This window comes from Marinobacter sp., from assembly GCF_052094685.1.
In the GTDB taxonomy this organism is placed as follows: domain Bacteria; phylum Pseudomonadota; class Gammaproteobacteria; order Pseudomonadales; family Oleiphilaceae; genus Marinobacter.
On record NZ_JBQDKB010000003.1, the window covers coordinates 38,951 to 61,404 of the forward strand.

Consider the following 22,454-nt stretch of genomic DNA (forward strand, 5'->3'; position numbering starts at 1 on the left):
CGCCAGAGTTTGCTATAAAGAGAACTCACCATTCTGAACTTTGGGGCGCCCGCTCACTACCATAACGGGCACCCAAACTGACAAGCGGATCCTTACCAAACCATGTCGAATATTGCTGAAACCATTAAGGCGGACATTACAACCGCGATCGAAAACGACAAGCTGGTGCTCCCTACCCTGCCCGAAGCCGCGCTTCAGGTGCGCGACATCGCCGAGTCGGAAGACTCCGCCATCGGTGACTTGGTCAAGGTTATCAGCAACGACACAGCTCTCTCTGCCCGTATCATTCGCGTCTGCAACAGCCCGCTCTTCAGGGGCAACCGCGCGATAGAGAACCTGAATATGGCTGTAAGCCGGCTTGGCATGGCCTATACCAGCAGCCTAGCCATGGGCCTGGCCATGCAGCAGATGTTTCAGGCAACCTCAGACATGATCGACAAGCGCCTACGCGCAACATGGCAAGCCAGCACCGAAGTAGCTGGCGTTTGTCACGTCCTGGCTCAGCACTACACAAAATTAAAGCCAGATCAGGCCACGCTGGCTGGCTTGGTACACCTGATCGGCGTACTGCCCATTTTGCGCTATGTGGAAGACGAAGACGTACAGATTAGTGGCAATGAACTGGATAGCATCATAGAAGACCTGCACCCAAAAATTGGTGCAACCATTCTTAAAAAGTGGGACTTCCCGAACGACCTGCAAACGGTTCCGCTGGAATTCGCCAACTTCCACAGGGAAGTACCCGCAGCAGACTATGCAGACTTGGTGATGATCGCCAACCTTCAGCTGGTTGCCGGCTCTGAGCACCGTTGGACTGAGATGGACTGGTCTGGCATTTCAGCATTCGGTCGCCTCGGCATCGACCCAAATACTGACATGAGCGAAGAAGAAGATCTTAACGCCCAGATGGAAGCGGCGATGGCACTGCTTCAGTAATTAACGCTGAGATCTGTTTTGGAGGGCAGCTCCCAGTTTACGGGTGCCGGTCCTTGCTCCCGGAGCCATTCATTGGCTCGGGAGAAATGTTTGCAACCAAAGAACCCGCGATACGCACTGAGCGGTGACGGATGCGGCCCCTCCAGCACCAGGTGCCGGTCGCGATCGATGTGCCGCCCCTTCTTTTTGGCGTAATTTCCCCAAAACATAAACACCACACCTTCACACTCCCGATTCACGGTTTCAATGACCCTGTCCGTAAACGTTTCCCAACCCCTGCCTTGATGCGCACCTGCCCGGCCCTGAGCCACGGTAAGCACACTGTTTAGCAGCAGTACGCCCTGCTCAGCCCAAGGCTGCAAGCAGCCGTGATCAGGCGGCGCAATGCCCAGATCACTCTCGATTTCCTTGAATATATTAACGAGCGAAGGTGGCGGGGGAACATCTGGCCTGACTGAAAAGGACAGGCCGTGGGCCTGGCCGGGGCCGTGATAGGGGTCCTGCCCAAGAATCACAACCCGCACCCGGTCCAGGGGCGTGCTGTTAAGGGCATTGAAACAATGGGAGCTCGCTGGGAAGAGAGCCCTCCCAGCGTCTTCTTCAGCCTTTAGAAATTCCGCCAGCGCCAGCATATAAGGTTTGCGGAATTCATCGGCGAGGCGCTCTTTCCAGCCCTGGCCGGGTCTGAGATGACTCTCCAGTACCTCAACCGGGTGCATAGTTACCCTTTACCTTCTGCGCTTTCGCCTTTTGCACTCTCAGCTTTGTGCTCTGGCCGCATAGCGGGAAACAGAATCACATCACGGATCGACGGCGAATCAGTTAGCAGCATGGCCAAACGGTCAATACCAATACCCTCACCTGCCGTAGGCGGTAAGCCATACTCAAGCGCTGTCACATAGTCTTCGTCGTAGAACATAGCTTCGTCGTCGCCAGCGTCTTTCTCAGCAACTTGAGCCTGGAAACGCTCTGCTTGGTCTTCCGCGTCGTTAAGCTCGGAGAACCCATTAGCAATCTCACGGCCACCCACAAAGAACTCAAAGCGCTCGGTCACAAACGGATTGCTATCCTTGCAGCGCGCCAGCGGCGAGACCTCTTTCGGGTACTCGGTAATGAACGTTGGCTGCATCAAACGATGCTCGGCCGTCGCCTCAAAAATCTCGATCTGCACCCTGCCCAGACCCCAACCGTCTTTGACGTGAATGCCCAGGTCTTTTGCAACCTGCCGTGCTGATTCATCGTCGGCCAACTGCTCTGCAGTCACGTCCGGAGCGTGGCGCAGGATGGCCTCCACAACGGTCAGGCGTTCAAAGGACTTACCGAAGTCGTACTCGATGCGCTCTTCAGTGCCGTCGGCCAGGGCGCGCGTGTTCACGACCGTGGTGCTACCCAATACCCGCTCCGCGATAACGCGCAACATGTCCTCGGTAAGATCCATCAGGTCGTTGTAATCAGCATACGCCTGATAAAATTCCACCATGGTAAATTCCGGGTTATGACGGGTAGAAAGCCCCTCGTTCCGGAAGTTACGGTTAATCTCAAAAACCCGCTCAAAGCCACCCACAACCAACCGTTTCAGGAAAAGCTCCGGTGCAATACGCAGGTACATGTCCATGCCCAGCGCATTGTGATGGGTAACGAACGGCCGCGCCGTCGCGCCACCAGGAATCACCTGCAGCATGGGCGTTTCAACTTCAATAAATTCCCGATCTGCAAAAAACTGGCGCATGGTGGTAATGATTTTCGATCGGGCATGGAATACACGCCGGCTGTCTTCATTCACCATCAAATCCACGTACCGTTGGCGATAACGGGCTTCGGTATCCGTCAAGCCTTTGTGCTTCTCAGGCAGCGGACGCAGTGACTTGGTAAGCAACACATACTCATCCATGGTCACGTAAAGGTCGCCCTTGCCAGATTTGCACAAGGTACCCCGTACACCAACAATATCCCCCAGATCCCAATGCTTGGTGTCTTTCTGCACATCTTTGGTGGCGTAGATCTGAATGCGGCCCGTCATGTCCTGAACCACTTTGAATGCCTTACGGTCCAACATCATGCGGCCTGCAATGGCCGCCTTAATGCCCATAGACTCCAGCTCTTCCTTGCTATACTCACCGTATTTAGCCTGCAATTCAGCGGCGGTGGCATCGCGGCGAAAATCATTAGGGAAAGGATTGCCGTTCTCACGCAGTTCGGCCAGCTTGGCGCGACGCTCAGCAATCAGCTTGTTGTCCTCTGGCGGTGCATTCTTGGTGTGTTCAGTCATGTTGGCTCACTAGAAAATCGGGGGTGTTCGGATTGGCTTGGCAATGACGCTGACTACAGCGCCATTTTCAGGCTGGCTTCAATAAACTTGTCGATATCACCATCCAACACCGATTGGGTGCTACTGGTTTCAACTTTGGTACGCAAATCCTTAATACGGCCATCATCCAGTACGTAGGAGCGAATCTGGCTGCCCCAACCAATATCGGATTTTGCGTCTTCAGCTTTTTGTTTCTCAGCGTTGCGTTCTTGCATCTCACGCTCATACAGCTTGGCTTTTAACTGCTTCATAGCCTGATCTTTGTTCTGATGCTGGCTTCGGCCGGCCTGGCAAGCCACAACAATGCCTGTTGGGTTGTGGGTCAAACGCACCGCAGATTCTGTCCGGTTAACGTGCTGACCACCGGCGCCAGAGGCACGGTAAACATCCACCCGCAGGTCCGCCGGGTTAATCTCAATTACAAAACTGTCGTCCACTTCCGGCGAAACAAACACCGAAGAAAAAGACGTATGACGACGATTGCCAGAATCAAACGGCGACTTGCGAACCAGGCGATGAACACCTGTTTCTGTACGCGACCAACCGAACGCATACTCGCCCTGAATGTGGATGGTGGCACTCTTCACGCCAGCCACATCACCTTCTTGCAACTCCACAATTTCAGCCTTAAAACCACGACGCTCAGCCCAACGCAGATACATGCGCAACAGCATATTCGCCCAATCCTGAGCTTCGGTGCCACCCGAGCCGGCCTGAATTTCCAGGTAGGCGCTATTGGCGTCCATCTCACCGGAAAACATACGGCGGAACTCAAGCTTCTCAAGCTCTGCATCCAACGCCTCAAGATCCGACTCGATCTCGGTGGCTGTGTCTGGATCATCTTCCTCAACAGCCATTTCCAGCAGACCTTCTGCATCAGACAAGCCGGCTGTGAGGTTGTCGATGGTGCTAACAATCAAATCAAGATCCGCACGCTCTTTGCCTAGCGCCTGTGCGCGATCGGGATCATCCCACACCGTGGGCATCTCCATCTCACGCTCTACTTCTACCAGCCGTTCACTTCGCTGATCATAGTCAAAGATACCCCCTGAGCGTTTCTGTACGCTCACGAAGCTCTTTAATCTTCGTCACAATGGGATTAATTTCCATGGAAACCTTACTCGCGTTGAAAAATGGTGAGTAAATCTGTGGCGGGATTCTACCGGATTTTTGACTGCAAATCAGCCGTTGCTCTGGTGTAAGCACTGATCAGGACTGGCCCAGACTTTGGAGTAAGCCTGCCCTGCTGATTTATCTATGTGGTTCAATCGGTCACGGGGCGGGTGTTCTTTTCTGCCGGAAAAAGATGTCTGAGCGCAGCGAGTTATTTTTCCAGAAGAAAAGAACACCCGCTCCGGGACCAGCCTCCCAAGCCCAAACAGAGCCAACTAAGAAAGCGGCTCCAAATAATCCACCAAAAGCTGCAGATTAGTCCGCCCACGAAACGTATTCGCGTCCGGCTTATACACTACCCGAGCCCCAGTACGCGTGTAATCAGGAACCTCCGGCCCAGTATTAAACGCTATACCGTCGATAATGCCGCTGCCATCAACCGGCTGCAAAACCAACTTTAAATGGTTTTCGCCCACAATACGCTGACTAACCACCCGAAACTCGCCATCAAACAAAGGCTCCGGGAAATGCTGCCCCCAAGGACCAGCGCGCTTCAACAAAGCCGCCGTTTCCAGTGACAACTCATCAGAACTCAACGGCCCATCCGTGGTGATCGCAGCTTCGAGATCGGCAGCAGTCAAGGTATCCCTCACCGCTCGATCAAAAGCTTCAACAAAGGTATCAAAATCGCTATGAGCCAAAGACATGCCCGCCGCCATAGCGTGACCACCGAACTTCTTCATCACACCTGGGTTGCGAGCATCCACAACGGCCAGCACATCGCGAATATGAAGCCCGGGAATGGAGCGCGCGGAGCCTTTTACGTCCACACCATTTTCATCAGGGGCAAACGCAATGGTCGGCCTATTGGTCTGTTCCCGAATACGAGCCGCAAGAATGCCGATAACACCCTGATGCCAATCCTGATCGAACAGTGCCAGGCCCCATGGCAAACCTTCGAGATCCAGCGACATGGAAGCCAGAAGATCTTGGGCTTGGGCCTTCATGTCTTTCTCAATAGTGCGCCGTTCACGGTTAAAAGTGTCTAGTTCCCGGGCGAGCCGCCTTGCTTCATCAGGGCTATCTGCCAGCAGGCAGGCAATGCCGACGCTCATGTCATCCAGTCTGCCCGCTGCGTTAAGCCGTGGGCCGATTACAAATCCGAGATCGGTGGAGCTGATATTTGCGTGTTCTCGGCCGGCCACTTCCAGCAATGCGAGGATTCCTGGGCGGGCTTCGCCTTGGCGAATACGGCGCAGACCCTGCTCAACAAAAATGCGGTTGTTGTGATCCAGAGGTACGACATCTGCCACTGTGCCTAGCGCTACCAAATCCAATAGGTTACCCAGATTAGGTTCAGGCTGCGGCAGCCGGCCAGCCTCTCGGAGCTTCTTGCGCAGTGCTGTGAGCACGTAGAACATCACGCCCACGCCCGCGGCATTTTTACTGAGAAAAGCACAGCCGGGCTGGTTAGGGTTCACTATGGCCTCGGCATCTGGCAACACCTCGCCTGCCAAGTGGTGGTCAGTGACCACAACTTTGATACCCAGATCACGAGCCGCCTTAACGCCTTCAACGGCTGAGATTCCGTTGTCCACCGTCACCAAAAGATCCGGCAATTCGTTTTCTTGCTGCAAACGTTCGATGATGCCAGGGGTCAGCCCATAACCATCGGCAAAGCGGCTGGGTACTCGGAAATCGATGCTCTGCAAGCCAAGCATTGAAAGCCCGAGCATGGCGACAGCGGTACTGGTGGCACCGTCTGCATCGAAGTCCCCAAGCACCAGCACTCTTTGGTTCTGAGCGATAGCATCCGCGAGCAGTTCGACCGCACGGTCGATACCGCGCAATTCAAAAGGTGAGGCAAGGTGTCTGAGGGTATAACTCAGCTGTTCATCAGAGGTAACGCCGCGGGCGGCGTATAAACGATGGAGCAAGGGAGACAGGTCTTGCCCCCAAGCCGAAACACTGCCTGGCTGAGGGCGACGTAGGATCTTTTTGGGTGTCATACCGAGTCAGGTATTCTTCCAATGTTTTGCAATGAAGGCCTGAACGCCAGTGCGGTCGTTATCAAGCACGGTATAGCTTTCTTCACGCTCGAACAGATCCGCCATATGAGCGGGAAGTTCTGGCTTTACAGTCAGGCCGGATTCACCAATGGCATCCGGAAACTTGGCCGGGTGGGCCGTTCCAACAGTAATCATCGGCACTTGGGCATCTCTGCGACAGACCCGAGCCGCGTGAACGCCGATAGCCGTGTGCGGATCCAGCAGGTATTCATTCTGCTCGTATACTTCGCGAATGGTGTCACAGGTAGCCCTGTCGTCAACCGCCGCACTGTCGAACAGCTTGCGTGCCTGCTTCCAGCGGTAGTCTTCGATGCTTACGGGGCCTTTAGCTGCATTTTCCAGCAGCTGCTTGACCGCCACTCCATCACGTCCGTGAAGATCAAACAGCAAACGCTCAAAGTTGCTGGATACCATAATATCCATGCTCGGCGAGAGCGTGTGCTCAAGGGTGTGTTGCTCGTATTTGTTGCCACTCATGAAGCGATGAAGAATATCGTTCCGGTTGGTGGCGATAACCAGCTGAGATATCGGCAAACCCATTTTCTTCGCCAGGTAGCCAGCAAAGATATCCCCGAAGTTTCCGGTAGGCACAGAAAACGCCATACTGCGGTCTGGGCCACCAAGAGCCAAGGACGCATGAAAGTAATATACAATCTGGGCCATAATCCGGGCCCAGTTGATCGAGTTCACTGCAGCCAGTTTGGTTTTTCCACCCAGGAACGATTGATCACCAAAGCTCTCTTTCACCATGCGCTGGCAATCATCAAAATTACCACGAATGGCCAGGTTGTGGATGTTGTCACCCTTAACCGTAGTCATCTGGCGGCGCTGCACTTCTGAGACTCGCTCATACGGGTGCAGAATGAAGATATCCACATGCTCGCAACGGCGACAGCCTTCAATGGCCGCAGAACCCGTATCGCCGGAGGTTGCGCCCATAATAACGGCGTGCTCTTTGCGCTTTTCGAGCACGTAGTCTAGCAAGCGACCTAGCAACTGCAGCGCAAAATCCTTGAACGCCAACGTTGGCCCTCGGAACAGCTCCATCACCCATTCGTTGGTATCAAGCTGAACCAATGGCGCCACAGCCTTATGGGCAAACACACTGTAGGTGTCATCCAGCATCTGCCGGAAATCAGCCTCAGGAATGGCCTCTTCCACAAATGGGTACATGATATTGAAGGCCAGCTCGGTGTACGGTAGGCCACGCCAGCTTCGAATCTCTTCCAAGCTGAAATGCGGAAGCGATTCCGGCACATATAGACCACCATCAGGGGCCAGCCCTGTGAGCAGAACGTCTTCAAAACCCAGTGCAGGGGCTTCTCCCCGAGTACTGATATATCTCACGTGCGTACCTGTCTGTTATGGTTTTCTCAGTTAAAGTTTTCGGCGCGGATACGAATAACTTTGCCATCAATATCCGAGAGAGATTCCATCTCTTCGATAGCCCGATTGATCTGCCGCTCCTGTACGGTATGAGTCAAGATAATCACCGGAATACGGCCATCCTTCAGCTCGGATTCCTTCTGCATAATCGACTCAATATTGATACCGTGCTCACTCAGAATCGATGCAATTTTAGCCAGCACACCCGGGCGATCCAGCGCGGTAATGCGCAGGTAATAAGCAGACTGAACCTCTTCCATCGAAAGCACGCCCAGATCTTCCATGGCTTCTGGAGCAAACCCGAGATACGGCACCCGCAATGCACCTTCACTTGCCACAACGCGAGCCACATCAACAATATCTGCAATTACCGCAGAAGCTGTCGCTTCATCACCAGCGCCAGGGCCGTAATACATTGTTTGGCCGACTGCATCGCCTTCCATAAGAACAGCGTTAAGCACGCCATCAACCTGAGCAATCAGATGGCTTTTGGGGACGAGAGTTGGGTGCACCCGAAGCTCAATGCCCTCATCCCGACGACGGGCAATACCCAGATGCTTTATACGGTAACCAAGCTGCTCCGCATGGGCGATGTCGTAAGGAGTAATCGATGAAATCCCTTCGGTAAATGCTTTTTCAAACTGCAGCGGAACGCCGAAGCCGGCTGACGCCAGAATGGTCAGCTTGTGAGCCGCGTCGATACCCTCTACATCAAAGGTAGGGTCTGCTTCTGCGTAACCAAGATCCTGAGCTTCTTTAAGCACCTCAGCAAAGGCACGACCTGCGCGCATTTCCGTAAGAATATAGTTACCAGTGCCGTTGATGATGCCGGCAATCCAGTCGATGCGGTTTGCTGCCATGCCTTCACGAATGGCCTTCATAACGGGAATCCCGCCAGCCACGCCTGCTTCATAGGCAACCACAACGTTGGCTTTTTCAGCCGCTTCAAAAATCTCGTTGCCATGAACGGCGATCAGCGCTTTGTTGGCCGTGACTACGTGTTTGCCATTCTTGATGGCTGCCAGCACAAGCTCCCGCGCAGTGTCATAACCACCGATTAGCTCAACAACAACGTCGACAGCAGGATCATTAACCACGTCGAAAATCTCGGTGCTGAATGTCACATCGCCAAGATCCAGATCATCACGGTTGCGACGGCTGGCAACCCGAGTAATTCGAATATTACAGCCTGCACGGCCCGCAATAAGCGCGGCGTTGCGCGTCAATACATTGAATGTACCGCCGCCAACGGTTCCCAGTCCGCAGATTCCGACACTGACGTCTTTCAAGCTCTCACCTCTGATCCCGAAGGGGTGCTGATAAATTGTAGTTTTGCAGCATTGCGATGCTGCGACACTGAAAGGCCGCATAGTATACCGGTTCAGGGCCCGCTGAATAAGCCCTGAACCAAAAGCTTGTCACATATCCGAGCCACCCGGAGTGCGCCCAGGTTTATCCCCGATTCAAAGCAGGCCCAACCCTTCGGCCAAATTCTTCGCTGGCACATAACCACGCACAATGTTGCCGTCCTCCAAAACGATGGCAGGCGTACCCGTAACACCTACACGTGTACCTAACTGCGACTGCTTCAACACCGGGTTATCGCAAGTGGCAGCCTTAACCGTCTTACCGGCCTTAGCTGAATCCATCGCGGACTGCTGATCCTCGGCACACCAGACAGAAACATACTTCACAAAAGACGGCTGCCCGGGGTTGGAGCGCGGAAAAGCATAGTAATTCACGGTAATACCGTAATCGTTAAGTTGCGACACCTCATCATGGAGCTTGCGGCAATATGGGCAGTTGATATCGGTGAACACACTAATCACCGCCTTCTCATTGCTTGCTTTGTAGCTGATAACCCCCTCATCACCGTAGCTGTCCATAGTGCTTCGCCGCTCGCCAGCTTTGGCGGCTTCTGTCACGTTGGCGATGCCACTGGGGGTAATCTTCAACAAATCACCGGTTAGCAAATACTGACCATCCGAGGTGGTGTAGATAGTGTCACCGTTATTGCTCTGAACCTCATAAAGCCCCTTTGCCTGCGATTCACGCACAGACGTTATCTTCAACCCAGGCACAGAACTGGAAAGCCGCTCTGTAATGCTGTCTTCAACATCACCGGCAACGCTGAAGGGCGAGCCCAGAACACTTGCAGCCATTACGGCCACCATAAAAAAACGTTTTACATTCATTCTGGCAAACACACCTTTTCAGTTAGGTAGTTATTGGGCCCGCGAAGTCACTCACACCAGCCATGAAACGAGCTATTTCATCAAAACCATGCGACACCTGCTCGCCACAAAAGTTCAAAGCGACACCTTACCTAAAAATCTCGAACTCAACCACGGGGATGATGCGTTTGATGCAATGCCTGTAAGCGTTGTCGCGCAACATGGGTGTAGATCTGCGTAGTAGAAAGGTCCGAGTGGCCCAGCAACATCTGAACCACGCGCAGATCTGCACCATGGTTTAGCAGATGGGTTGCGAAGGCATGCCGCAGCGTATGAGGTGACAGGTGCTTGCGAATACCTATACGTGTAGCGTAATGACGAACACGGTACCAGAACGCCTGCCGCGTCATGGCTGCGGCCCGATTGCCAGGAAATAGTGCATCGCAGGCTTGCCCCTTAAGCAACTCAAGGCGCCCCTCTTTCATGTATTGGAGCAACCAATCTATCGCCTCTTCTCCTAAGGGAACCAGGCGCTCTTTATCGCCTTTACCCGTCACCCGTATAACACCCTGGCGCAGATTCACCTGATCAACACGCAAACCTGTAAGCTCAGACACCCTCAATCCACAGCCATAGAGAATCTCCAACATAGCCTTATCCCGCTGCTCAATCGGCAAACCGGGATCCGGCTCAGCCAGAAGCGCATCGACCTCATCTTCTGTTAACGAATCTGGCAGCCGCCTGGGTAACTTGGGGCTGTCTATCCGCAATGTAGGGTCTTCAGCGATCAACCTCTCCCGAAGCAAATACCGAAAGAAACGGCGGATACCCGAGAGGCGACGGGCCGCCGTAGAGGTTTTAATACCCTGTGCAAGCCCGCCGGCCATCCACGCCAGCAAATCTGCTCGCCGGGTTTCAATTAATAGCGGCTCCCCCGGCTGATTTTCCAGCCACACAGCCAATCGCTGCAAATCGCTGCTGTACGCTTGACGGGTTTTTTCACCCAAACCATCTTCAAGCCAGACCGCATCAACAAACCGGACGATTACTGCCTCATCCTCTGGTCTCACACCACTGCCCCCTGACAACCTTTATTAGCCATGCAGCATTCTGGCTCGCCAGTAACGAAAAAGGCAGCCCTAAGGCTGCCTTTTTCACTGCAAGGTTGCTCAGCAAATAGCTGATCAGCCCAGCTTTTCCTTGATACGTGCTGCCTTACCAGAAAGCTCGCGCAAGTAGTAAAGCTTGGCCTGACGTACATCACCACGACGCTTCACAGCAATGCTGTCGATCAGCTTGGAGAAAGTCTGGAAAGTACGCTCAACGCCTACGCCGTAGGATATTTTCCGTACGGTGAAAGACGAGTTCATGCCACGGTTACGCTTGCCAATGACAACGCCTTCAAACGCCTGCAAACGCTCACGAGTGCCTTCAGTTACACGAACCTGAATAACCACGGTGTCACCCGGCGCAAACGCGGGAATTTCCTTGGTCATCTGTTCTGTTTCAAGTTGACTGATGATGTTGTTCTTGCCGCTCATCGTAATGCTCCTGATACTCAATCTTTTAATGCCCTGATGATTCAGAGGCACACGGTTCGTTTAAAATCTCACCCAGCAGCTCACGCTCTTCGTCCGTAAGCACCCGCTTTTTCAGCAGGTCGGGGCGTCGCTCCTGGGTTCGCCTCAGCGACTGCTTTAGCCGCCAACGCCGGATCTGACCATGGTGACCGCCCAACAAAATATCCGGCACCGCCTGACCTTCGTAAACTTCGGGCCGAGTGTAGTGCGGACAATCCAGCAAACCGTCAGCAAAAGAATCTTGCTCTGCTGACTGCGCATGACCCAGCGCTCCGGGGATGAGGCGTGTAACCGCATCAATCACAGCCATAGCTGCCACTTCGCCACCAGAGAGAACAAAATCTCCCAGTGATATTTCCCGGTCGACTTCTGCCGCTATCAAGCGTTCATCAACGCCCTCATAACGACCCGCTATCAGAATCAAACGTTCTTCTGCAGCGAGCGACTCAACAACAGCCTGATTCAGTGTCTCACCCTGAGGTGAAAGATAAACCACGCAAGCTTTTCCTGGCGCCGCCTCCTGTGCTGCATGGATGGCGTCCCTAAGCGGCTGAATCTTCATCAGCATCCCGGGGCCACCCCCATAGGGACGGTCATCGACGGTACGGTGACGATCGTGGGTAAAGTCGCGAGGGTTCCAGCTATCGAAGGCCAGAAGACCATCGCGCACCGCCCTACTCGTTATCCCGTAATCTGTTACCGCCTGGAACATATCTGGAAACAGGCTGACCGCGCCAATCCACATCCGTCAGAACTCCGGATCCCAGTCTACGACCAGTTTGCGCTCCGCCAGATTAATCTCCCTAACAACTTGGTCAGGGCGATAAGGAATCAAGCGTTCACGCTGATCTATGGAGTCCGGCGTTGCATGCACCACCAGGACATCATTGGAACCGGTTTCTATCAGGTGGTCTACACGACCGAAGCACTCACCTTCAACCGTGAACACATCAAGTCCCTGCAACTGACGCCAGTAAAACTCCCCTTCAGGGAGCTCAGGCATCTCAGCCGTCGGAACCTTGACTTCAGCGCCACAATACGTGCGCGCCAGATCACGATCGCTAATACCTTTTAGCCTGACGACGATCGCCTGCCCTTGGCGGCGACCTTCCTCAAGCTTGACAGGAATACGCTTACCATCCAGATCTAAAACCCAGTTGGTATAGTCAAGTATCCCTTCTTTGGGGTCGGTGAAGGAAAAAACCTTTAGCCACCCTTTCACCCCAAATACCGAGGTAATCCGACCGATCACAGTTTCCTGCGAATTCTGCGTCATACAAAAACCCCGGTGGTCAGTAAAACTTACTCAGCTGTCTTGAGCAGCTGCGCAACGCGATCGCTCGCCTGCGCACCCTGGCCAACCCAGTAATTTACACGCTCGCGATCAACACGCAGGCGCTCTTCTTGACCCCGTGCAACCGGGTTAAAGAAGCCAACACGCTCGATGAAGCTGCCATCACGCGAGTTGCGGCTGTCAGTGACTGTTAGATGATAGAACGGGCGCTTCTTAGAGCCGCCGCGAGCCAAACGGATTGTTACCATTTAACCAATATCCTGTTCTGTTATACGAACTTTGTACGTTTCACGCCGACCACAATGGTAGTTAACGCGAAGACCCATACTCGAAAGGGGCGCTATTCTATGCTAAATACGCGCCAAAGAAAACAGGAAAACCCACTGATTCCAGGTTTTCCATGTAAGGCTTTTTACATACGGCCCATGGGCGGCATTCCGCCGCCACCGCCCGGCGGCATCATACCACCAAGACCGCGCATCATATTCGCCATTCCGCCCTTTTTGCCAAACTTTTTCATCATCTTCTGCATTTGCTTATGTTGTTTAAGCAGTCGATTCACATCTTGTATCTGGGTTCCGGAGCCGGTGGCAATGCGACGCTTGCGGGAGTTATTGATGACATCCGGGTGACGACGCTCTTTCGAGGTCATCGAACAGATGATCGCCTCCAGTTGGCCCATGGACTTATCGTTGACCTGCTGCTGCGCAACTTGCGCCATCTGCCCCATGCCCGGCAGCTTATCCATCAAACCACCGATACCGCCCATACTCTTCATCTGCTGAAGCTGGTCACGGAAATCTTCCAAATCAAAGCTTTTACCCTTTTTAATTTTCTTGGTGAGCTTCTGGGCCTTTTTCTGATCCAGCTTGCGCTCTGCATCCTCTATTAGGGAGAGCACATCGCCCATACCAAGAATCCGGGACGCAACCCTGTCCGGATGAAATGGTTCCAGGGCATCAGATTTCTCACCAACCCCCAAAAACTTTATAGGCTTGCCTGTAATGTGCCTTACGGACAGCGCGGCACCACCACGGGCATCACCGTCTGTCTTAGTCAGCACCACACCGGTCAACGGCAACGCGTCGTTAAACGCCTTGGCGGTATTCGCGGCGTCTTGCCCCGTCATGGCATCGACAACGAAGAGGGTTTCGACCGGGTTAACGGCCTTATGCAAACGGCCAATCTCGCCCATCATCTGCTCATCAACGTGCAGTCGACCGGCAGTATCGAGAATCACAACGTCTATGTGTTTCTTGCGGGCGGCAGCAAGAGCGCCTTCGGCAATGGCGACCGGGTCTTGATCAGCAGAGCTGGGGAAAAACTCAGCCCCTACTTCGCCGGCCAAGGTTTCCAACTGCTTGATGGCAGCTGGCCGGTAGATGTCGGCACTCACCACCATAACGGACTTTTTCTGACGCTCTTTTAGAAAGCGCGACAGTTTCGCAACTGTCGTAGTTTTACCGGCGCCCTGAAGGCCCGCCATCATAATGACTGCAGGAGGCTGAACGGCAAGATTAAGGGTTTCGTTCCCCTCACCCATCACCCGCTCAAGCTCCTGCTGAACGACCTTTACGAAAACCTGGCCGGGGGAAAGACTACGCTGGACTTCCTGCCCGATAGCCCGCTGACGAACACCTTCAACAAAGTCCTTTACTACCGGCAGGGCGACATCGGCCTCCAGCAGCGCCATGCGCACTTCGCGAAGCGTGTCCTTTATATTGTCGTCGGTAAGCCGCGCCTGACCGGAAATCTTGCGCAGGCTACCGGAAAGTCGGTCTTGGAGGTTCTCAAACATGTTGCTCTTCCGTACCCCGGATAAATTGAGTGCACAAACCTCAGAGCCAGCTTTGGCTCCTTGATTCCTGTTGCATAATCGCGACATTATAACCAGACTATCGTTCTGAAACGACCAACCCGGTCAAATCGACAGCCACGCCTGCCGATCTCCAGCCAGCACAGCGGTTAATAAGGAAGTCATGGGAACGCTGATTCTCGCGGTCACCTCTCTTTTTCTGTATAGCGTCGGTACCGCTCTGCAGGCGCTCCACTTTCGTGGGCGCGTACACAGCAACATTGCTATCACCACCCTTATTGGCATGCTGGCGCTTGCCGCTCACGGGCTTTTGATTACCCAAACCATACACCACGATGGCGGCGTCGACTTCGGATTCTTCAAAAGCTCAGTGCTAATTTCCTGGCTGATCGTATTTCTTTTGCTAGGATTGAACCTCAAAAAACCGGTTCAAAGCCTTTTTCTGGGTGTTTACCCACTGGCAGCTTTCACCATCGTCATGGCGCTGATCACACATACGCCGTCGCGCGTCGTCTCTGATGAAAGCTACGGCGTACTTTCTCATATCGCACTATCGATAACAGCCTACAGCCTGTTTTCCTTGGCGGCTATACAAGCGACACTGCTTTATTTCCAAAACCGCCAACTTAAACAAAACTACAACAGTGCTCTGGTACGCAACCTGCCACCACTTCAAACCATGGAATCCCTGCTTTTCGAAATGGTCTGGGCCGGCGTCGTTATGCTGATTCTCGCCATTGTGACCGGCGCGCTCTTCATAGAAAACCTGTTCGCCCAAAACCTGGCCCATAAAACCGTATTCTCCCTGCTTTCGTTGCTGGTATTCGTTGCGCTGCTTATAGGGCGCTACACGAAAGGCTGGCGCGGCATGACTGCAAGCCGCTGGACACTGGCCGGCTGCGCCCTTCTTATGGTGGCCTTTTACGGCAGCAAGTTCGCCCTTGAGCTTGTATTCCAAAAAGGCGGCTAATTCGACGCACACAACGTCTTGACACCAAGCACGATCACAACCTATTTTCGCTACTTGCCAGCAACATAAGGAAACTCTTAGTTTGGACGGTACATCGCTTACTGCGCTGTCGATTATTCTCGCTGGACTGATCATGCTATCGGCGTTTTTTTCCAGCTCTGAAACCGGGATGATGTCACTCAACCGGTATCGCCTCAAGCATATGGCGAAAACTGGCCACAAAGGCGCAAAACGCGCGCAGAGACTGCTGCAGCGCACCGACCAACTGATCGGCATCATTCTGATTGGCAACAACTTCGTCAACATTCTGGCGTCGTCTATTGCCACTGTCATCGCTATTCGCATATGGGGTGACGCAGGCATTGCCATTGCCACACTGCTGCTAACCATCGTTATCCTGATTTTTGCCGAAGTCACTCCTAAAACCTTGGCCGCCCTATTCCCGGAGAAAATCGCATTCCCGGCAAGCTACGTACTTGGGCCGTTACTGAAGATTCTCTACCCGATTGTGTGGGCGGTAAATCTATTTACCGGAGCCATTCTCAGGGTATTGAGAATTTCCGCGAACGATGCAGCCAGTGACCACCTCAGCCGGGAAGAACTCCGAACTCTAGTGAACGAAGCGGGCGCCCTGATCCCAGCAAAACACAAAGACATGCTCGTTAGCATTCTGGATCTGGAGAAGGTAACAGTAAATGACATTATGGTGCCGCGTAACGAAGTCTCCGGCATTGATCTCGAAGACGATATCGACACCATTTTACGGCAACTAAGAAACAGCCAGCACACACGGTTACCGGTATTCAAAGGAGATATCAACGATATTCAGGGCATTCTTCACCTTCGCAGCGCAACCAAGCTTCTGCAACAGGAAGAAATCAACAAAGCCATGATTATGCAACTTTGCCAGGAGCCATACTTTGTTCCCGAAAGCACACCCCTGAACACGCAGCTCATCAACTTCCAAAAGGAAAAGCGCCGGTTCGGCATTGTTGTAGACGAGTATGGAGACGTACTAGGGCTAGCGACCCTGGAGGACATTCTCGAAGAGATTGTTGGCGAGTTCACAACCGATTACGCGGCCACCAGCCCCGACATCATCCCCCAGGACAACGGCACGTTTATTGTTGATGGCACAGCGGCTGTACGCACCATCAACAAAACTCTGGGCTGGAACCTACCCACAGACGGCCCTAAAACCCTCAACGGCTTGATCACGGAAACCCTTGAGAACATCCCCGACACCAACGTTTGCCTGAAGGTAGACGGCCATAGAGTTGAAGTACTCCAGATCAAAGACAATGTTGTGAAGGCCGCAATTGTGCACCCCAAAAAGCGCAAGAAACGAACACTCTCCATCTCCTAACACCGCAATTTCTGCATTCCGCTATAGACGAATCAGTTATAGCGGCGGCCCTCCTTGGAAGATCAAATTTCAACCAGCACCTTGACGCATATCAATCCTCTGCCAACATTAAAGGTGAACCCGAAACAACAATAATAGGTAGGAGTTTGTCCATGAGTCTGACACATACCTTTGGCCTTCTGACCAATCCTGACCAAGCATGGGAAGCCATCCGAAGGGAATCCGAATCCGTTACCCGCCTCTACACAGGACACGTACTACTTCTGGCACTGATACCTGCTCTGGCAGGCTTTATCGGAACCTCACAGATTGGCTGGCAAATTGGCGATGGCCCGGTCACACGCTTGTCGGTTAGCAGCGCAATGAGCCTATCCGTGCTGTTTTACGCAGCCATGCTGGCCGGTATATTCATACTCGGTAAATTCATTGACTTCTTTGCTGCAACTTACGATGCGGTCGACCGGACGCCCCGGGGCGTTACCATGGCCGCCTACACTGCCACCCCAATTTTTCTTATCGGTGTTATCGCTGTATACCCCAACATCTGGGTGAATATGGCGGCCGGGTTAGTCGCCATCGCCTACGCGGTATACCTGCTTTATGAGGGGTTGCCCATTCTGATGAAGATTCCCGAAGATCGTGGATTCATGTTTGCCACTGCCGTACTTACGGTCGGGCTGGTCATGTTTGTTGCCCTACTTGCCATCAGCGTAGTGATATGGAGCATGGGCATAGGTCCGATATATGTTAGTTAAAGATTAGGATCGGGCCTTTGTGCCAAAAAACGGCAAAGGGTGTTCCAAAGGAACACCCTTTATTTTTGAGATTAGCACCCAGGTTAGGTTTTAGTCGTATTAACGAAGCCAAAAATGCGGTAAATTCGGTCTATAATCAAAAAACAGGCAGTTAATCTCGGTCATGTACCCGGTTGAGCCGTAAACAGGAGTCGGCCATGAATAAGCAGTCCGGCATACACTATCTCCGTGAGCATAGGGAAATGGGCAGCAGCCAACCGACTCCAGTGGAGGTGACCCGCATCCGTGACACAGTTGTCGCTGGACTGGGGGACCTGCTTCAAGGCGCTTTCGATGCCGTTGATGATTCACTATTCGAACTGGCCAACAACGCCCGCAGCAACAACGAACAGAATCGCTATTTTGAAGCCATGCGGGAAATCCGCATCAAGCGCAAAGGTGTAGAGCGCCATTTTCAAAATACGGTTGCGCAGTTTTTTGCCAACCCCCCCCATACAGGTCAGCAGCATGAAGATTCTCTGGGGCAACAAGCAAATGCAGACAATCTAGCGCTCGTTGGCAATGATGATCTGGAAGAGCAAGTTGCTCTGAACGCCATGATCACCAAAGCCAAGGCCCATTTCCAAGGGCCTCTTTTGCAGCTTCAGGCTCGCTTCAGCAAGGTCTATGACGGCGCTTCCGACGAAATGCCGGTTAACCCCATGGCGCCAGAACACCTTTGCAGCGCGTTCACCGGAGCTATTCAAGCACTGGAAATTCAGATTCGCGAACGATTGATTCTGCTCAAGCAGTTTGATCGCTACGTTGTATCTAATCTGGGCATGCTACTGGATGAAGCAAACAGAATCCTCATTCAGGCGGGCGTTATCCCCAACTTCCGTTATCACGGCAAAACTGGCCAGCAACACGATAGCCCGGAAGGTCAAGCAACCGGCGAAAGCTCGGAAGGCTCCGCTGCATCTGGTAAAAATCAACAGGATAGCGGCGGCAATGCCGTATTCGATCAGATTCATCAGCTACTGGCGCGCCAAAGGGCCAATGCAGGCATACCGTCACGGCCGCATGATCCAAACATTCGGGTCATTGGGGGCAATGAACTGGTAAGTTTGCTGACCTCACTATCCTTAAATGCTCAAATTGGTGCTGAACACAACCTCAGCGAAGGCGAACCGCTTACCATTGACCTTCGTGATGCCGTTCAACAGATTTTGGCTCAAGCCAATCCCCGCGACGGCAAAAAACCAGCACTCAAAGAAATGGACGAAGATTTAATCAATCTCGTCTCCATGCTGTTTGAGTTCATTCTTGATGACTACAACCTGTCTGCCCCGATACAAGTCTTGATCAGCCGGTTGCAGATACCGATTCTGAAAGTTGTCATCAAAGATAAAAGCTTTTTCAGCAAGACCACGCATCCCGCACGCAAACTGCTCAACGCCCTTGCTCGGGCTGGCATTGGCTGGAGCAACAGCGACGAGAAAGCCCGAGATAAGCTGTACGAGATGATTCACGGCATTGTGCAGAGAATCCTCGGCGAGTTCGACGGCGACGTCACCCTGTTTGAAACATTGAACGATGAGTTTGAAGAGTTTCTTGCCCGGGAGAACCGCAAAGCATCTCTGGTAGAACAGCGTACCCGTGAATCTGAACGTGGCCGCATAAAATCCCAAAAAGCTCAAGAACTGGTCGATAGAATCATACAGGAGCGAGTGGCCCGCTATCGGCTTCCAGAGCCCGCATATAACATTCTGGTCAATGGCTGGTGCCGGGTCATGTTTTTGGCTTATCTGCGGGACGATGTTGAGCATCGCTGGCAGGAAAGCGTAAAAGTTGTTGACGACCTAGTCTGGTGCCTTCACCCGCACCAGGAAGATTCCGAAAGGGATCAGTGGGTTCGCGTTGTGCCCGGTCTGCTCAAATCACTACGTGCAGGACTGGAAGAAGTTTCGTACAACGCCTCAAAGCTTGACGACACCATGAGCCAGCTTAAGCATGAGCTAGCCAATGCCTTCCGAGCCAGCTCCAGCATGGAGATGACGGCGGAACCACCAGCTCAGGATGAAGACCTGAATGAAGCCCGGAACCGAGCTGAGCTTCAACCTGAAGACGCTGCCATTGCCGAATTCATGGCGCAGATTGACAGCATTGAGATAGGTAACTGGGTTGAGTTCCGGCTGGTGAACGGCGCAAGCTTCCGATGCAAACTTTCCGCGATCATTGAAGAAGCAGACTGCTTTGTTTTTGTGAACCGCATGGGCCTGAAAGTCATCGAAAAGACCCGAGTAGATCTAGCCCACGAAATGCGACGCGGGCGAATGACACTGCTTGAGCAAGGGGCATTCATTGACCGGGCACTGGATGCCGTAGTCGGCTCCCTGCGCGGCAAAACGGCCTGAGCTGGTTTGGGCTCGCGGTTATTCTGCGAGCCCAAACCAGCACAACGATCATCCGGTAACAATGGAGCAATCTGAAATCAATGCTGGAGCATGGCAGCAACAACAGCCTTCCCGCGACGTACCGGATCGCCCTCGCCATATCAACTGCCTTCTTGATTCATATACTGCTGTTGTCTGGCATTCCTTCTACTGTTCAGCCCCCCCCCTGCCAAGCACCGCCAGCACTTAAACCTTGAGCTGACTGGTGCAAAGAGCAGCCCCAATACGCCAACTGGCCAAGCATCCAACCCGAACACAAAAAGCGCTAACCGCAATCAACCATTTAAAATAGCTCCAGCCAGCAAAAGCTCGCCAGCCCCGATAACCAAGAAAAAAGCGGATCAGAATAGCCCAACAATGCCTTCACGCCCTTCCAGCTCGCCGTCAAAATCAGGATCCCGTACGCAGGTTTCGGGAAAGGAAAACTCTGAAGAACTCACCAGAATTACCCAATCACCCACCGAACAGGACCCCTACCTGGTTAAACTGGCTATGCATCTGGCCACCCGGCTAGAAACACTGCGCATACCGGCCATCAAAGAACTTGCAGGTCCGAGCACCATGGGGTTGGAGCTTCAGTTACTGGAGAACGGCGCACTTACTAGGGCGAGAGTGATCACATCGACAGGTATTGAGCAGATAGATAGCGCCACCTACCGGACAGCACTCTCAGCCAGCCCCTACCCAAAGCCGCCTGATCAGGGCGGCAAAAACCGCTTCGAAGTACAACTGGTGTTTGCTCCGTCGCGGCTTTAACCGGCAGGGAAAGCAGAATCAAGCTTCAGCTTGCTTGGCCGCCTCTTTTACCAGCTTGGCCAACTCGCCGTTTTCGGACATTTCCATAATAATGTCACAACCACCGACCAGCTCACCGCTCACGTAAAGCTGCGGATACGTCGGCCAGCTTGAGTAAACCTTCAGACCTTCACGCAATTCCTGATTATCAAGAATGTTCACGAATGCAAAACGCTCACCACACGCCATTAAGGCCTGTGACGTTTTAGAGGAGAAGCCGCACTGAGGAGCCTGGGGCGATCCCTTCATATACAGGATAATAGGGTTTTCTGAGAGCTGGGTTTTAATGGTTTCGTTAATGTCCATGAACATTCACCTCTGGTTAAAAAGGAACAGCTTGCTTGCGCTGTTGTACCTATCTTTACTGACTCTCATTGTACACGCCGGGCGAGCTTCTCAACAAACCCCACAATTTGACCCAAGGCAAGCCCCGCGCCCGCAGCATTGTCTTCAACGGCGCGAAGGGCTAGACTTGACGCCCCCATTTTTTCACCAGTATTTATACTCATCCTGGGCTTCATTAAGGTAAGGGCCATCCCATGGCAGCAAGGCATTTTCTAACACTGAATGACATGACCACGACCGAGCTGGAAAATCTGGTGGATCATGGCACCAAGCTCCGGAACGAATGGCGCCAAGGTAAGGTTCGGGACTCATTGAAAAATCGTGTATTGGCGATGATTTTTGAAAAGTCCTCAACCCGCACCCGGGTCTCTTTCGAAGCCGGTATGACCCAGTTAGGCGGCTCTGCCATGTTCCTTTCCCCACGGGACACGCAGCTTGGCCGCGGGGAGCCAATAGAAGATTCCGCCATTGTGATCTCCAGTATGGTAGATGCAGTAATGATCCGTACCTTTGCCCATGAAACGGTTGAAACGTTTGCAAAGGCTTCACGGGCACCGGTTATCAACGCCCTGACGGATGAGTTCCACCCCTGCCAACTACTGGCCGATATGCAAACCTATCGTGAACATCGCGGTAGCATACGTGGTGCTACAGTGGCCTGGATCGGAGATGGCAACAACATGTGCCATTCTTATATCAATGCTGCCAAGCAGTTCGATTTTCACCTGAACATAGCAACGCCCGAGGGCTACGAGCCAGACCCAGAACTGGTAAAAGCTCATAGTTCCCGCGTAACCCTGACACAAGAGCCGGCAGAGGCTGCCCGCAATGCAAACTTGTTGGTAACCGACGTTTGGGCCTCTATGGGCCAGGAAGACGAGCAGAAAGCCCGGGAGAAGGCCTTCAGCAACTTTCAGATCAACCCTGCGCTAATGGATATTGCAGCTAAAGATGCACTACTCATGCATTGCCTGCCCGCTCACCGGGGCGAGGAAATCTCAGCAAACATGATAGAACACCCAAGCTCCGTAATTTGGGACGAGGCTGAAAACCGACTCCATGCCCAAAAAGCTCTGCTGGAATTCCTGATTCTGAACCGCTTGGACTAAGCT

General features: G+C 53.0%; 22 protein-coding genes. 7 read left to right on the top strand and 15 right to left on the bottom strand.

The genetic code is table 11. The features are described 5' to 3' along the window. Positions 1-102: 102 nt before the first annotated feature. Positions 103-936 (top strand): HDOD domain-containing protein, encoded by an 834-nt coding sequence (locus ACTH3S_RS01175; RefSeq protein WP_441807185.1) that lies wholly within the window; start codon positions 103-105, stop codon positions 934-936. Here the strand turns inward: ACTH3S_RS01175 and ung are convergent. The 13 genes from ung to ffh all read right to left on the bottom strand — a co-directional run bounded on the left by ung (position 930) and on the right by ffh (position 14,658). Then, complete coding sequence (ung, locus tag ACTH3S_RS01180) at positions 930-1,655, bottom strand: uracil-DNA glycosylase (RefSeq protein ID WP_441807186.1); 726 nt, start codon at positions 1,653-1,655, stop codon at positions 930-932. The two genes, ACTH3S_RS01175 and ung, sit on opposite strands and share 7 nt — an antisense overlap. A 2-nt stretch (positions 1,656-1,657) precedes the next feature. Then, positions 1,658-3,205: a lysine--tRNA ligase gene (gene lysS / locus ACTH3S_RS01185; RefSeq protein ID WP_441807187.1), complete on the bottom strand. Its 1,548-nt coding sequence runs from the start codon at positions 3,203-3,205 to the stop codon at positions 1,658-1,660. Between the two features lie 53 nt (positions 3,206-3,258). Then, a protein-coding gene (gene prfB, locus ACTH3S_RS01190; protein WP_441807188.1) for a peptide chain release factor 2 occupies positions 3,259-4,354 on the bottom strand; the annotation gives its coding sequence in 2 pieces (ribosomal slippage) (positions 3,259-4,281 and positions 4,283-4,354; 1,095 coding nt in all). Between the two features lie 278 nt (positions 4,355-4,632). Further along, complete coding sequence (recJ, locus tag ACTH3S_RS01195) at positions 4,633-6,366, bottom strand: single-stranded-DNA-specific exonuclease RecJ (protein ID WP_441807189.1); 1,734 nt, start codon at positions 6,364-6,366, stop codon at positions 4,633-4,635. 6 nt (positions 6,367-6,372) lie between these two features. After that, the gene (gene thrC, locus ACTH3S_RS01200; protein WP_441807190.1) at positions 6,373-7,773 is read right to left on the bottom strand and encodes a threonine synthase; all 1,401 of its coding nucleotides are present in this window, start codon (positions 7,771-7,773) and stop codon (positions 6,373-6,375) included. A gap of 26 nt (positions 7,774-7,799) precedes the next feature. After that, positions 7,800-9,101 (bottom strand): homoserine dehydrogenase, encoded by a 1,302-nt coding sequence (locus ACTH3S_RS01205; protein ID WP_441807191.1) that lies wholly within the window; start codon positions 9,099-9,101, stop codon positions 7,800-7,802. 174 nt (positions 9,102-9,275) lie between these two features. Then, the gene (locus ACTH3S_RS01210) at positions 9,276-10,007 is read right to left on the bottom strand and encodes a thioredoxin fold domain-containing protein (RefSeq protein WP_441807192.1); all 732 of its coding nucleotides are present in this window, start codon (positions 10,005-10,007) and stop codon (positions 9,276-9,278) included. Between the two features lie 146 nt (positions 10,008-10,153). Then, on the bottom strand, positions 10,154-11,056 hold the full coding sequence (gene xerD / locus ACTH3S_RS01215; RefSeq protein ID WP_441807193.1) for a site-specific tyrosine recombinase XerD: 903 nt from the start codon (positions 11,054-11,056) through the stop codon (positions 10,154-10,156). Positions 11,057-11,170: 114 nt separating this feature from the next. After that, the gene (gene rplS / locus ACTH3S_RS01220; RefSeq protein WP_441807194.1) at positions 11,171-11,527 is read right to left on the bottom strand and encodes a 50S ribosomal protein L19; all 357 of its coding nucleotides are present in this window, start codon (positions 11,525-11,527) and stop codon (positions 11,171-11,173) included. A gap of 25 nt (positions 11,528-11,552) precedes the next feature. Further along, positions 11,553-12,311: a tRNA (guanosine(37)-N1)-methyltransferase TrmD gene (gene trmD, locus ACTH3S_RS01225; protein WP_441807195.1), complete on the bottom strand. Its 759-nt coding sequence runs from the start codon at positions 12,309-12,311 to the stop codon at positions 11,553-11,555. A 3-nt stretch (positions 12,312-12,314) separates the two neighbouring features. After that, a complete protein-coding gene (rimM, locus tag ACTH3S_RS01230) occupies positions 12,315-12,842 on the bottom strand; it encodes a ribosome maturation factor RimM (RefSeq protein WP_441807196.1) in 528 nt (175 codons plus the stop codon). 26 nt (positions 12,843-12,868) lie between these two features. Further along, on the bottom strand, positions 12,869-13,108 hold the full coding sequence (gene rpsP / locus ACTH3S_RS01235) for a 30S ribosomal protein S16 (RefSeq protein WP_441807197.1): 240 nt from the start codon (positions 13,106-13,108) through the stop codon (positions 12,869-12,871). Between the two features lie 164 nt (positions 13,109-13,272). Then, entirely contained in the window at positions 13,273-14,658 is a 1,386-nt protein-coding gene (gene ffh / locus ACTH3S_RS01240) for a signal recognition particle protein (RefSeq protein ID WP_441807198.1), read from the bottom strand. 181 nt (positions 14,659-14,839) lie between these two features. On the opposite strand from ffh, the gene ACTH3S_RS01245 reads away from it, so the two are divergent. The 5 genes from ACTH3S_RS01245 (at position 14,840) to ACTH3S_RS01265 (ending at position 20,958) form a co-directional block, all read left to right on the top strand. After that, a complete protein-coding gene (locus ACTH3S_RS01245; RefSeq protein WP_441807199.1) occupies positions 14,840-15,646 on the top strand; it encodes a cytochrome C assembly family protein in 807 nt (268 codons plus the stop codon). 82 nt (positions 15,647-15,728) lie between these two features. Beyond that, positions 15,729-17,012, top strand: coding sequence for an HlyC/CorC family transporter (locus tag ACTH3S_RS01250; protein WP_441807200.1), 1,284 nt, complete (start codon positions 15,729-15,731; stop codon positions 17,010-17,012). 152 nt (positions 17,013-17,164) lie between these two features. Then, on the top strand, positions 17,165-17,767 hold the full coding sequence (locus ACTH3S_RS01255) for a Yip1 family protein (RefSeq protein WP_441807201.1): 603 nt from the start codon (positions 17,165-17,167) through the stop codon (positions 17,765-17,767). A 197-nt stretch (positions 17,768-17,964) separates the two neighbouring features. Beyond that, a complete protein-coding gene (locus tag ACTH3S_RS01260) occupies positions 17,965-20,163 on the top strand; it encodes a DUF1631 domain-containing protein (protein ID WP_441807202.1) in 2,199 nt (732 codons plus the stop codon). Positions 20,164-20,694: 531 nt separating this feature from the next. Next, positions 20,695-20,958, top strand: coding sequence for an energy transducer TonB family protein (locus tag ACTH3S_RS01265; RefSeq protein ID WP_441807203.1), 264 nt, complete (start codon positions 20,695-20,697; stop codon positions 20,956-20,958). An 18-nt stretch (positions 20,959-20,976) separates the two neighbouring features. Here ACTH3S_RS01265 and grxD read toward each other — a convergent pair whose 3' ends face one another. Together grxD and ACTH3S_RS01275 are read right to left on the bottom strand one after the other, a co-directional pair. Next, positions 20,977-21,303 (bottom strand): Grx4 family monothiol glutaredoxin, encoded by a 327-nt coding sequence (gene grxD / locus ACTH3S_RS01270; RefSeq protein WP_441807204.1) that lies wholly within the window; start codon positions 21,301-21,303, stop codon positions 20,977-20,979. A gap of 65 nt (positions 21,304-21,368) precedes the next feature. After that, positions 21,369-21,506 carry a hypothetical protein gene (locus ACTH3S_RS01275; protein WP_441807205.1) on the bottom strand — a complete coding sequence of 46 codons (138 nt, stop codon included), beginning with the start codon at positions 21,504-21,506 and terminating at the stop codon, positions 21,369-21,371. Positions 21,507-21,536: 30 nt separating this feature from the next. On the opposite strand from ACTH3S_RS01275, the gene argF reads away from it, so the two are divergent. Beyond that, a complete protein-coding gene (argF, locus tag ACTH3S_RS01280) occupies positions 21,537-22,451 on the top strand; it encodes an ornithine carbamoyltransferase (protein WP_441807206.1) in 915 nt (304 codons plus the stop codon). Positions 22,452-22,454: the final 3 nt, after the last annotated feature.